The following is a 12,446-nucleotide window of genomic DNA, read 5'->3' as shown; positions in this document are numbered from 1 at the left end:
TCCGAAAATAGGACAACAGCTCCTCACGGCCTTTGCGGCTTCGATTGGAATTGCAAATGATCATATGCAAGTTCGTCTCGTGAACGGCATAATCGACAATGGTATGCGTGAGTGTATATTTCAATGTATTTGGTCCTGATGCCGGCAGCAGTTTGCCGTAGTACTTGTTAATAAAAGCAGCATGGTTGTCCTGATCAATGATGAGAGAATTAGACAAGTTTTGCTCCAATTCTTTTGCAAATGTCGTCTTCCCGCTATGTGTTTTACCTACTGTTAAGATGGCATATCGTTTCATTTCCTTCACTCCCAAATCGCCTCAATCGAGTTTTCGTTCAAATCCCAAATACCGTGTTCCTTGAAACGTTAAAATTCCAAAATCGCCTTCCGCCAGCATTCCGGTTTCAGATCCATTCAATTGAAGTTCCATCCGATCGCCGCTCTCGACTTGGAAGGTAACGTAATAGGATGTATGAGCTGATGAATCGCCGCGCCCTCCCCACGTATGTGTCCGCTTTGTCACAACCTGTGCAGGAACGGACAATTTGGGTGAATTGTTATTGGATGACCACGTTCCGATCCCTTTTATTATTGTAAATATGAACATACCAATTACGATGATAAAGATAGCCCCTATGAAAAACGGGCCGATAGAAAACATAATATTATCAAATGAATTAAATCCCACCGTATCACCTCTGAACAAGTTATACTTATCATACGATAAACTGCCTGAATAGTTTCGACTTTCGCTATGGCTTGATTTATCGGAAAGAGAAAGGACTTTGTGCTAGTTATCTAGAATATACATAAACAATGTCCAAAAAAGGGGAAATGAACATGACAGTTGAGCAGTTCTTACAAGAACAGAACGACGCAATTAAGGCATTACATATCGCCAGCACATCGAGTTCATGGATGGCAGCAACGACTGGCAAGGATGAATGGAATCAAAAAACAGCGGAGGCTTCGACAGCTTATAATCTCTATTATGCTGATCCGGAGCGTTTTGAACAGGTCAAAGCCTACTTGAAACAGGATGATCTGACAGACATACAGCGCCGTCAGCTAGAAGTGTTATACAACGGTATGGCAGAAAATCAAATTGCTGAAAGCGATTTGAAAGAGATGGTTGAACGCTCAACAGAATTGGTTGGACTCTTCAATACGTTCCGTGCGACGATTGGCGATAAAGAAGTTTCTGAGAATGATGTTCGTCAAATTCTAGTGAAAAGCAACGACCTTGTTGAACGGGAAGAAGCATGGCATGCAAGCAAACAGATCGCGAAAGAAGTGGAAGCGAAGCTCTTGACGCTTGTTAAAAAGCGGAACGAAGTCGCGCGTTCTCTTGGATATGATAATTATCACCAAATGAGCTTCAAACTGCAGGAGCTCGACCGTGATGAAGTCTTTTCGATTTTCGACAAATTAAAAGACTTGTCGGATGAGCCATTCCGTGAAATGAAATCGGAGATGGATACGGAGCTTGCGGAACGTTTCGGTATCTCTGTCGATGAGCTGCGCCCTTGGCATTATGCAGATCCATTCTTCCAAGAAGCGCCGCCGATGAAGGAGCTCGATTTAGATCCATTCTATGTGGGGAAAGATCTTGAGCAGCTGACAATCGCTACGTTCGAAAGCATGGGCATGGAAATTAAAGACATGCTGGCGAAGAGCGATATGTATCCGCGCGACAAGAAAAACCAACACGCTTTCTGTACAGATATCGATCGGGAAGGGGATGTGCGAGTCCTTTGCAACAATGTGCCGTCTGACTACTGGTCTTGCACGACGTTGCATGAATTTGGTCACGCAGTGTATTTCAAATATGTTGACGAGAGCCTGCCATTCCTATTAAGAACTTGCGCCCATACATTAACGACAGAAGCGATCGCGATGTTATACGGCCGATTTGCAAAAAATCCGGAATGGTTGGAGCGATACTTGGAGATCGATGAAACTGAGGTGAATCGTTTGACGCCGATTATCGAAGAATCCTTGCGTCGCCAAATGCTTATTGCAGGCCGCTGGATCATGACGTTTTCTTACTTTGAGCGGGAGCTTTATGAGAACCCTGACCAAGACTTGAATAGATTATGGTGGAAGCTTGTGAAAGACATCCAGTTCGTAAACCCGCCTGAGAATGTAGACTATCCGCACTGGGCAGCAAAAATCCATTTCACACTTGTTCCGGTTTATTATCAGAACTACTTGCTTGGAGAGTTGACAACTTCCCAATTGGAAGCGTATATCTACAAAAATGTTTCGGCTGATATGTTTACGAAAGAAGTCGGAACCTATCTGATCAAAGATTATTTCAAGCCAGGTGCGATTTACGCTTGGAATGAAAAGATCGAAAAAGCGACGGGTGAAAAATTAAACCCGCAATATTTCATCGATCAATTCGTAGCAGTCAAGCAAGCGAACTCCTGATTACATCACATATAATAAAGAGTAAATGCCGGGTTCATAGGAGCCCGGCATTTTGTTTACGAGGGGGGGATGCATGGGGAAAGTCAGCAGAGGAAAAGGCAAGCCGAATAAATGGATGCTAGCTTCCGTTTTAATTCTCATGTTGCTAGTCCTGGGTCTTGCCTATTTCTTCGATATTTATCCCGGAAGCATGGTTTTTACGGAGGAAACACCAAACCAGATGACGATAACGAAACAACGCTTTTGGGTGAAGGACAGTATAACGGTGGATGTGATGTCTGCTAATCAAGTCAGAGCTAGCCTGATGAAGTTGCTAGGGGAAGAATTAGAATTTAAATGGTATCTGATTGTCTTGACTTTTTTCATAGTTATATTCAGCATCTGCAATTTGGTCGTAAACCATCAATCTATTCAAAAGAAAAGTAACGAAATAGTAGTCATGCTCTATGTTTATACAGGTGTTCTTTGCTCTTATGTCTTGTGCAGATCGTTTATTAGAGCAACCAAGTGAATTTTATTAATGATATGCTGCAAAAGATGATCTGAATTATTTTTGTGAAGCTCCTTTATGGCTCAGTGGCAAAGATTTCTTCAACTGATTTATAGGATTGGTGGTATACCAGTTCTGAATTGTGCTAGGAACAGGAGAATTGACTTGAAACAGCTAGTTATGTCTTGGACAATATTACTACTGCTCTGCCTGTCGCAATGGTCAATGGGTTTCTGGATTGAACAAATAACTTATTCGGCAAGAGATGCTTTTTTGGTAATCTTTTTCGTTTCATTTATTGTGTATCCAATTTACATCATCTTTTCAGGGTATCGCCTAAAGAAAAATAAATGGATTTCTACATCCCAGAAACGGCTCTATTATATTTTTGCAGTTGGCGGTTTTCTGAGCAATCCTGCTTTATTTCATTTGCTTCGCCAGCTAACATAAACTGAAAAGGCAAGGGAAACTACGTCACCTTGCCATTTTTATGTTACATTTCACGTTGAAAGTTCATTCTCGCTCCCACTCTTCCTTTATACAAAACCCGCCACACATATTCGAGTGGACCCGTTCGAAAACGCCGGAGCCAAAGGGCACTAATGGCTATTTGCAACCCGAACAATAGGAAGGCAATCGCTGTCGTTTGCCATAAGCCCATCGTTCCAAAAAGACCCAGTCCGTAGCTGTAGAAGATGAACCCGCAAAGGACGGATTGCAAGATGTACATGCTGAATGCCATTTTTCCTGGATAACTGAACAGTTGCAGCCATTTTGGATGGCGGTTATACAATAGTGAAAAGCAAGCGACATATGCTAGCATCTGCAACGGAGCGCCGATAAAGATGCTGAAGATATCAAGCAAGTTATTGGACGAGTCCAATAGTATTCGAGGTACAGTTAACGCAAAACCAGCAACTGCGCCAATCCAGCCAAGCCTTACCATGAACTGCTTTTTCGACGGAATATCTTCAAGTAATTTCCGTTTACCAAAATAGGCTCCTAATAAAAATGTCCCTAAAATTTGTGGGAAGAAAAGAACCATATTGAAAAAGCTCATTTGATAGTCTCCGATCCGCTTCCTCGTAATATCCATATAAGTGCCTTCTCCGTAGATTTGTTGGTCTTTTTGTTGAAACATTTGAATCTCCATTGGATCGATCGTATATAGGTCATCCATCCCCTCAGTCCCCGCTAGATTGCCGAGTAGCATTGCAACCGACATGAGAACGGGAATGAGAAGTGAGAAAACGGAAGATAAGGTCAGCAACGTTTTTGGACTTCGCTTGACGAACAAAATAAAAACCAAACCGACTAATGCGTAGATTGCTAAAATATCTCCATACCAAAGGAATACTACATGAAGTATGCCGAATATCAGCAAGGCAAGCATCCGTTTTACAAACATCCAAGTGAATTTTTTACCCGCGGCTTCTGCATTCCGATGCAAAATAACAGCTCCATAACCGAAAAAAAATGAAAAGAGCAACATGAATTTTCCATCTACTAACAGTGTGGAGAGTGTTTCGATTGTCTTGTTCAGCCAGCCTTCAACCGGAAGTCCTCCGTAACTGATCGCAAGCTGCGATTCATTGAAAAACCTAATGTTCACCAGCAATATGCCGAGCAAAGCAAACCCCCGTAAAGCATCTAGTACGTTAATTCGTTTCATTCTAAGTCCTCCTACTCATTCATTGTCTCTAGCATACTTATGGAGAATAAAGGAATAATAAAGACTGCTATTATACTTTCGTTATAATTGGAGTGTAGAGTGTCTATTAAAAAGAACTGATGAAAAAGGAAGATGTGTGATGACGAAAGCGACTGTATTAATTGTTGACGACGAATCTGAAATCGTCTCTTTCATCCAAGATGCATTAGAAGATGAAGGATATGCCATTTTGACAGCATCTAATGGGAAAGAGGCGATAGCCGAGGCTGGAAAGAAGCCGGATCTTGTACTTCTAGATGTGATGATGGAGGGGATGGATGGATTTGAAGTATGCGAGAAAATCCGGTCTGTCATCCGAGGGCCGATCATCTTTCTCAGTGCATGTCAAGATGAGATGGACCGGGTGAAGGGACTGGTCGTAGGAGGGGATGATTATATTGTTAAGCCGTTCAGTTTGTCCGAATTGAAAGCGAGAGTCCATGCACATCTCCGGAGAGAACATCGAAAAATGAACGATAGAGACCGGTCGGCGCTGCAATTGGATGGGATGAAGAGGTAGAGTTGACAAGCAAACAGTTTTCCATTGTATGGTTTCTCGCCATGCATCCGGGACAGGTCTTTTCTAGATCGGATATTTATGAAAGGATATGGGGCCTTGAGGCAGATGGGGATGATGCAACCGTAACAGAGCATATCAAAAAAATCCGTGCAAAGTTTCAGGAGATCGAGCCGACACGGTCGTTTGTCCAAACAGTCTGGGGAGTTGGGTATAAATGGCTGTAAAAACAGTGTCAATCCGGACTAAGCTCCATCGCATGATTGCAGTCATTTTGCTGTTGAGTTTTGTATGCACCATCATGACATGGGGCGGCCTGTTATTGATCAGCGAGAAGAAAATGAATTATGCCAATCATTATGAGAATATGATACCGGCCATTAAAGACCGTGTGAGGGAGAGTAAGGGGGACTGGTTGGACAGTTCTGGCAAAAATATGCTGGATAGCCTTTTACCAAAAGAAGGCATCTTGTATAAGGTAGTGGATCACACAGGCGTTTATCAATATGGCAATATCGGGGATCATGGCGACGTACCTAAACGCGATATCCTGGAAAATATAAATACTGTCCAGCATGGACCTGGAAAGTATTTTGTGAACTACATTCCATTATTCGACGAACGGGATGCCATGCAAGGCGTATTATTAGTGTATTACACCTTACAAGTGACGCCTGTTCACGAATCTCAAACTGCGTTAGTGAGAATCTGGTCCTTCTCGTTTGCAGCAGCTCCGTTTGGCTATATTCTGCTTTTCACGCTTTTGTTTGTCAGTAGGCTTAGCAGGCAAATGAAAATACCGCTTTCACAAGTGATGGAAGCGATAGCTCGGATTGGCAATAAAGATTTGCAATTTCATTTCAACCAAGAAGGAAAGATAACAGAAATACGAGAATTGACGAATGCCTTCGAACAGATGAGGGATGAATTAGCGGAGTCGTTACAGCGTGAGTGGAAAACACAAAAGGAGCGGAAAAATGCCATTGCCGCACTGGCGCACGATATCCGGACACCGTTAACCATTATACAAGGCCATGTGGAAGGGTTGGAAGAAGCGCATCGGAAAGGCATTGACCGTTTCGAACGCTACCTTCCTGTTATCAAATCAAATATTTCAAGTGCTGTAAAATTGGTTCATGATCTGAATCAAACGGCCATTCTTGACAGCGATTCGTTTTCTTTGAATAAAGTTTACTTCGAACCAGTCGAATTTTTATCAGAGAAAATGGTTGCTTATGAACTGTTGTGCACGGGGCAAGGTGTGGAGTTTACTTCAGCCATTCAGGATAACCGAATGGAAAAGGGAACCATACATGCAGATCCTTACAGGCTGACCCAGGTCTTCGATAACCTGATGGCTAATAGTTTGCGGTTTGCAGAGAAAGGTGCTATTTCCTTTTCAGTTCAATTGAAAGAGAGCCAAATTAAAATGACATGGAAGGACAACGGAGCGGGATTTTCGGATGGGCAGGAAACTAAAATCTTTGACTCCTTTTATCAAGGAAATCGCCGTAAAGGACATGCGGGTTTGGGATTGTATATTGCCAAGTCGATTATAGACAAGCATGGGGGGCTGATTGAGGCGGGGAATGCTGTCGACGGCGGTGCAATTATTTCTATTGATATTCCTACTTGAATGCCGAGTCTCTAAACAATTGTATTGCTTTAAGATAGATAGTTATCTGAGGTGAAAGTGAGTACTCGTGTGATTCATGTATTCTTCTGCAATTGCAGTCGAAAAACCGGAATGAAACCAAAGTTGGTTTCATTCTGGTTTTTTTTGGATTTCTTATTGATTAATGAACTTAGGATATACTTGTCTATCTAATGAAAAGGGGCACTTCATATAAGGTATCAAAATGAAAAGTCTAAGGACTTCAATACATAATTATTTCTTCTTATGATACATTTCGTAAAAAACATACTCACTAAATAAAGGAATGGAGAATGTCTTTAATTATCGGTAATCTCTTAGAGCTTATATAACAACTATAATCTAATGTCTTCCAGAGGTTCTTGTTGTAGATTGGGAAAATTTGCGCATAATACATGGCAACGCTATGTACATCGTGTTACGATGTAATAAAGGGGTTGGTATAATTTGGATCAAGAGATGATGAAGGGAAGCATTGATCTAATTTTATTATCGCTAATTGCACAGCGTGATTTGTATGGTTATGAAATCGTTAAGATTTTGAGAGAGATAAGCGAGAATACGTATGAAATGGGGGAAGGTACGCTATATGCTGCCTTGAAGCGGCTGGAGAGGAAAAATTGGATCGCTTCCTATTGGCAAGAGGGTGACGGAGATAGAAGGAAGTATTATCGATTGACAGAAGATGGCGGGAAAACGTTAGAAGAAAAAAAGGAAAATTGGCAGCGGGTGAACAGCCTTGTCCTGAAAAGTTCGGAAGGATTGACATGAATCCAGTGTTTGATCGCTTTGTCGCCAATATTGTCCGGCAAACAGATTGCAATGTTGAGGAACGTGAAGAACTGTATGATGAATTGATGTCACACTTGGAATGTGCGTATAGCGAGGAGCGGGAAAACGGAGCAAGTGAAGAGGAGGCGGTTCAAATCGCTATGAAGAAATTTGGTTCGGAACAGGAAGTTGGCAAACAGATTCAACAGGCAATGTATCCGTATCGACGACTGATGATGATTATACTTTCCATTGCTTCCTTACTATACGTTTATGGCGTTTATGCAGCGCAGCTATTCATGGAAGGAGACGCTCATATTCCATGGCTTGTCAGTGGGGTAGTAATCAGTACAGCACTTCTACTTGTGACGTTGCGTCCTATTTCTAGAATGAATCGCCGTTTATGGATGAATGGTTTATTGCTTATTCATCTGATTGTATTTCTTTATGGGCTGTTAATAATCCCGGGTGTAAATCCTCCGTACTCGTTGATTTTCGGCATTATGGCTGTACTCATTCTATTGTTGTCAGCTGTGCTCGTCTATCGAACGACGATTTATGATTTTCCGTCTCCCCGGCAACCAAACCAGAAAGATGCGAAACGGGTGCATTATATTAATATCTCAACCGGGTTTCTCATTGTTTTTGTTTCTCTCTTCTTCTTATGGGCATTCTTGTTGTTTGCCGGCAATTCTTCGTCTTTTTTATTTATCTTGTTGATACCGACCGCTGTGTGGATTATTTCCTATAGTGCACAGATGGGATTGCTTGCAAGAGGGAAAAGGTCTGCGGCGTATACGGTTACAACCTTGCAAACCGTTGTCATTATCGCACTGGCCTGCTTCTGGGTGTTCGTAGTAGTGTAAGAATGGAGGGATAAAGTGAAACGAACGATGCTAGGCATTCTTGTAGGAATTACTGTAATCACAATAATCTTTGTTGTGCTGGGCTATAAATATGATAAATCGGATGCTGAAAAACAACAGGGAAAGTCCGGTGTCTATGACGTGGCAGCAGACGGGACAATTGCATACGTATCTTTTGCGAATGGGATTGCTGGCCTTTTTATCAGCTCTGATGACAGGCTGCCGGTTGTGGAGCTGCCAGTAGACCAAACCATTCTTGATCTCAGTTATTCTAAAGACGGCACCATACTTGCGTATGTCGTGGCCGCTAAAGATTTTGAGGAACAAAGTGGAAGTACAGTGTATTTACTCAACACAGAGACACGGGAAGAGATAAAAACATTTTCAACAAAGGGGCTTATTACCGATCTGGCATTTGATCCGGCCGACCCAAACCGCCTCTTATATTTGCAAGCGGATAGTTTTACGAATTATTCACCTATAGCGAGCAAGGCTCCGCATGATTATGATGTGCATAGTTATCACTTTGCCAATGGGATAACGAAGAAGCATACTGACATGAAAGCTTAAGCAATGGATTCGCTCCAAGTGGCAGAAGACGGCAAGTCCGTTTACCTTCGGATGGATGATGAGCAAGAGGCAAAGACGGCTGAAGATGTATTTGAATCCAAGCAACGGATTTTTAATATACCGCTTGCGAAACCTGAAAGGATGGAAATCATCAGCAATCCGCAAAGCGACCAAGATATTTATGACTTTCTTCTTTTGCCTGAGAAAAACGAGATTATTTATCAAGCAGTTGCAGGCACCGGGAAAAACGGGATTTTTGAGTATGAGCTGTTCGTCTATCATACGGAAAATGGCAGTATAGAACAGCTGACAGCATTAAAGGAACATGCGGCCTCACCGAAACGCGGTCCGGACGGAAAAATATATTTCTTGGTCGACCGTAATTTTGGACATGGTGATCCAGACTATTATCTGTATCAAATGAGCGAAGACGGCACGGATATAACAGAGGTACCGTGGTAATGAAGTGGCGGCAGAGTTAGTCAATGCCGTATTATCTTGCTGATAAAATAATGTAATGTGCAATAAAAAGAGATGTATGCAGCACGAAAAATAACATATTTTTTTAACATAAAAAAGATGTTCATCCGCCGCTATCTATGGTAAGCTATTCCTGTTTTGCGAATTTGATTAGCAAAGAAGGCGATGAAATAGATGGCAGCTACTGCAGTCAAGGGCCCGGGGACGAAACTGAGTTTGTTTCACCTAACGTGGCCTATTTTTCTTGAGTTATTTTTGTTTATGTTGATGGGATTGGCTGACACGTTTATGCTCAGCGCATTGTCTGATGATGCGGTGTCAGGCGTAGGGGCGGCGAATCAATACGTTCAGATTGCCATCCTTGTTTTGGAAGTAGTCGGGAATGGGGCGGCAATTGTCGTCGCACAATATCTGGGTTCGCGGCGCTTTGTGGAGGCATCTAGAATATCAGCTCTTGCCGTGTCTCTTAACTTGTTGGTCGGCATTGGAATCAGTGGGGTATTCCTTTTGTTTACGAGCCATATGATGCAGGCGATGAACTTGCAGGGAGACGTGCTGGCTCATGCTAAAGCGTATTTAACAATCGTCGGCGGAGCGATTTTCCTTCAGGCGATTATCAACTCGCTGGCGGCAGTCATACGAGTGCATGGATTTACAAAACAGACGATGTTTGTCTCACTTGGAATGAACGTGATCCACGTGATTGGGAACTATGCACTCATTTTCGGCAAATTCGGCATGCCGGCACTTGGTGTTCAAGGAGCGGCCATTTCGTCTGTCGGAAGTCGGCTGATCGCATTGTTTGTCTTTGTGTGGCTGCTGTATCAAGTGTTGGAGTATCGGATTGAATTCCGCTACTACATCCAGTGGTCGAAAGAATATGTCCGGAAAATCCTAAGTATCGGTTTGCCCTCGGCGTTCGAGCAAATTTTGTATCAGGCATGCCAGATTGTATTTCTCTATTACGTTACGTATTTAGGGACGGAGGCGCTCGCAGCCCGGCAATATGCAACAAATATCTCGATGTTCAGTTATTTATTCGCTCTCGCCATCGGACTTGGCACCTCGATCATCGTTGGCCGTCTTGTGGGCAGCGGCGATAAGGAAGAAGCGTACCGTCAATTATGGGCGTCGTTCCGAAGGGCAATTCTCTTTACAATTGCTGTCGTAGCGGTTGTCATGGTGTTTCGATACCCGCTCATGCGACTGTTTACGGATAATGAGGCGATCATCCAGCTAGGGGCATCAGTCTTGCTGCTATCCTGTCTGCTGGAAACAGGCCGGACATTCAATATTGTTATCATCAACTCGTTGAGGGCTTCCGGCGATGCGAAATTCCCTGTCCTGATGGGTGCCATTTCGATGGTGATGATCAGTCTGCCTCTAGGATATTTCTTTGTCTTTGTGCTCGACATGGGACTCGTCGGCATTTGGCTTGCCATTGCCACAGATGAATGGATTCGCGCCATTGCCATGGCTCTGAGGTGGAAAAGCCGGGCGTGGGAGAGATATGCACTCGTCGATCCTGTTCCCAACGTTGAAGAACAGCCTCAACCGGAAATGGTATAATAAACAAGAAAAGGCCAGGCGATGATGTCTGGCCTTTTGCTTTGTTTGATGAAGTAAAGAGAAAACTTAAATTTTTCGCTCCTTTCTTAAAAAGTGAAGGAGTTGATTGCAGTTTTATCGAATTGATTCAGAGTAGAATGATACATAACCAAATAGGGAAAGGGGCAGAGCCTTGTTTCAATCAAAGAGGGTCAAACTGCGAAAAATGGAAAGTGGAGATATTCCAACGTATCATGCGTGGCGAAATGATATGGAGGTGATGACTTCCACAAACCCTATACTGGATCTTCCATCCTTTCAAGAGACGGAGGCGTTTGTCAATGAGGTCATCCTCGGTTCTCCAGATGCCAAAAGCTATATGATTGTCGATCAGCTTAGCGGACAAGCGATCGGCATCACGTCGTTGATTCATATCGACATGAAAAACAGGAATGCGGAATGCATCATCGATATTGGGGAGAAGGATTTCCACGGAAAAGGATATGGCCGGGAAGCGTTGACCTTGTTATTAGATTATGCTTTTCGAGAAATTAATCTTCACCGGGTAGCATTGCGTGTGTTTTCTTTTAATGAGAGAGCGATCTCCCTTTACGAGAAAATCGGATTTCAGCATGAAGGGGCCAGCCGCGAGGCGTTGTTTCGGAATGGGCAATGGCATGATGTTATCTGTATGGGTATTTTGCAAAGTGAGTATATGAAATTGGATGACACGGAGGTTTTATAAGAGTGAGGATGGAAGGATAGGGATTTCATGAAATTCGAAGATTTCGTGCAAGACACAGGATACTATCTTACATTTGAACAAGCGCTACGGGCTGCGGTAAGCGGAGTTAATCTTCGGATTGTTGTTAATCGGAGCCGAGAGAAGGTTGATTTGCTGTTACATCCTCACCTGGATGGCGATGTCACAACGTATTTTATTGATTTCCCTTATTATGTGACCTATATGGTAACGGTGGAGGATTATACTCATTGGAATGATTATAATACGTTCCGCGGTGATGATTTCCGTATTTACGATCAGTCTACTTTACTTGATTATTATTATGAGGAACAAAATGTGGCAAGGGAGTTATATAACAAACCGCTCGTCCATTACATGCTAGGTTGTCATGATATCATCGTTGATATTTTATCCTATACGGAGCCTACTATCACTAAAGTGGATGCAGAATGCAATTAGAGGAGGAAAACATCATGTCAATTGGTACTGAATATTTGCGGGTGATTCAAGAACGGTTTGCCACGTTGAAAGATCAGGCGGAAAAGTCGTTTCAACAGCTGGACGATGAGGATTTTTATTGGACTATCAATAATACTTCCAACAGCATCGCTATTCTTATCCAGCATATGGCAGGGAATATGATTTCACGGTGGACTGATTTCTT

Annotated in this window: 17 protein-coding genes; 14 read left to right on the top strand and 3 right to left on the bottom strand. The window is 42.8% G+C overall.

The genetic code is table 11. The features are described from left to right. Positions 1-295 (bottom strand): ATP-binding protein (locus NCCP2222_RS12085; protein WP_248512610.1); only part of this gene is annotated, 295 nt, incomplete at its 3' end. A gap of 21 nt (positions 296-316) precedes the next feature. Continuing rightward, the gene (locus tag NCCP2222_RS12080; protein WP_309295965.1) at positions 317-685 is read right to left on the bottom strand and encodes a DUF2500 domain-containing protein; all 369 of its coding nucleotides are present in this window, start codon (positions 683-685) and stop codon (positions 317-319) included. 152 nt (positions 686-837) lie between these two features. Between NCCP2222_RS12080 and NCCP2222_RS12075 the strand changes: the two genes are divergently transcribed. The 3 genes from NCCP2222_RS12075 to NCCP2222_RS12065 all read left to right on the top strand — a co-directional run bounded on the left by NCCP2222_RS12075 (position 838) and on the right by NCCP2222_RS12065 (position 3,370). Then, positions 838-2,430, top strand: coding sequence for a M2 family metallopeptidase (locus tag NCCP2222_RS12075; RefSeq protein WP_248512609.1), 1,593 nt, complete (start codon positions 838-840; stop codon positions 2,428-2,430). 73 nt (positions 2,431-2,503) lie between these two features. Next, entirely contained in the window at positions 2,504-2,941 is a 438-nt protein-coding gene (locus tag NCCP2222_RS12070; RefSeq protein ID WP_248512608.1) for a hypothetical protein, read from the top strand. Between the two features lie 144 nt (positions 2,942-3,085). After that, the gene (locus NCCP2222_RS12065) at positions 3,086-3,370 is read left to right on the top strand and encodes a hypothetical protein (protein ID WP_248512607.1); all 285 of its coding nucleotides are present in this window, start codon (positions 3,086-3,088) and stop codon (positions 3,368-3,370) included. A gap of 43 nt (positions 3,371-3,413) precedes the next feature. On the opposite strand, the gene NCCP2222_RS12060 is transcribed toward NCCP2222_RS12065, so the two are convergent. Next, complete coding sequence (locus NCCP2222_RS12060) at positions 3,414-4,592, bottom strand: DUF418 domain-containing protein (RefSeq protein ID WP_248512606.1); 1,179 nt, start codon at positions 4,590-4,592, stop codon at positions 3,414-3,416. Between the two features lie 139 nt (positions 4,593-4,731). On the opposite strand from NCCP2222_RS12060, the gene NCCP2222_RS12055 reads away from it, so the two are divergent. From NCCP2222_RS12055 to NCCP2222_RS12010, 11 genes are all read left to right on the top strand, one after another. Next, positions 4,732-5,151 (top strand): response regulator transcription factor, encoded by a 420-nt coding sequence (locus NCCP2222_RS12055; protein ID WP_309295964.1) that lies wholly within the window; start codon positions 4,732-4,734, stop codon positions 5,149-5,151. A 2-nt stretch (positions 5,152-5,153) separates the two neighbouring features. Then, positions 5,154-5,375, top strand: coding sequence for a winged helix-turn-helix domain-containing protein (locus tag NCCP2222_RS20815; protein ID WP_309295963.1), 222 nt, complete (start codon positions 5,154-5,156; stop codon positions 5,373-5,375). Then, entirely contained in the window at positions 5,366-6,784 is a 1,419-nt protein-coding gene (locus NCCP2222_RS12050; RefSeq protein ID WP_248512605.1) for a HAMP domain-containing sensor histidine kinase, read from the top strand. Before NCCP2222_RS20815 ends, NCCP2222_RS12050 begins: the two co-directional genes overlap by 10 nt. A 465-nt stretch (positions 6,785-7,249) precedes the next feature. Then, on the top strand, positions 7,250-7,573 hold the full coding sequence (locus NCCP2222_RS12045) for a PadR family transcriptional regulator (protein WP_248512604.1): 324 nt from the start codon (positions 7,250-7,252) through the stop codon (positions 7,571-7,573). Further along, a complete protein-coding gene (locus tag NCCP2222_RS12040) occupies positions 7,570-8,439 on the top strand; it encodes a permease prefix domain 1-containing protein (protein WP_248512603.1) in 870 nt (289 codons plus the stop codon). Before NCCP2222_RS12045 ends, NCCP2222_RS12040 begins: the two co-directional genes overlap by 4 nt. Positions 8,440-8,454: 15 nt before the next feature. Then, entirely contained in the window at positions 8,455-9,009 is a 555-nt protein-coding gene (locus NCCP2222_RS12035) for a WD40 repeat domain-containing protein (protein ID WP_248512602.1), read from the top strand. Positions 9,010-9,012: 3 nt separating this feature from the next. Continuing rightward, entirely contained in the window at positions 9,013-9,471 is a 459-nt protein-coding gene (locus NCCP2222_RS12030; protein ID WP_248512601.1) for a hypothetical protein, read from the top strand. Positions 9,472-9,663: 192 nt separating this feature from the next. Further along, positions 9,664-11,058: an MATE family efflux transporter gene (locus tag NCCP2222_RS12025; RefSeq protein WP_248512600.1), complete on the top strand. Its 1,395-nt coding sequence runs from the start codon at positions 9,664-9,666 to the stop codon at positions 11,056-11,058. 172 nt (positions 11,059-11,230) lie between these two features. Further along, positions 11,231-11,782: a GNAT family N-acetyltransferase gene (locus tag NCCP2222_RS12020; protein WP_282570700.1), complete on the top strand. Its 552-nt coding sequence runs from the start codon at positions 11,231-11,233 to the stop codon at positions 11,780-11,782. 27 nt (positions 11,783-11,809) lie between these two features. Next, a complete protein-coding gene (locus NCCP2222_RS12015; RefSeq protein ID WP_248512599.1) occupies positions 11,810-12,241 on the top strand; it encodes a hypothetical protein in 432 nt (143 codons plus the stop codon). Between the two features lie 14 nt (positions 12,242-12,255). After that, positions 12,256-12,446, top strand: a 191-nt coding sequence (locus tag NCCP2222_RS12010) for a DUF1572 family protein (RefSeq protein ID WP_248512853.1), incomplete at its 3' end; no start/stop codon positions are given.

The organism is Sporosarcina sp. NCCP-2222 (assembly GCF_023168145.1).
Taxonomy (GTDB): domain Bacteria; phylum Bacillota; class Bacilli; order Bacillales_A; family Planococcaceae; genus Sporosarcina.
Note: the sequence above shows the minus strand (reverse complement) of the source record. Positions and strands in the feature narration are given on the sequence as shown.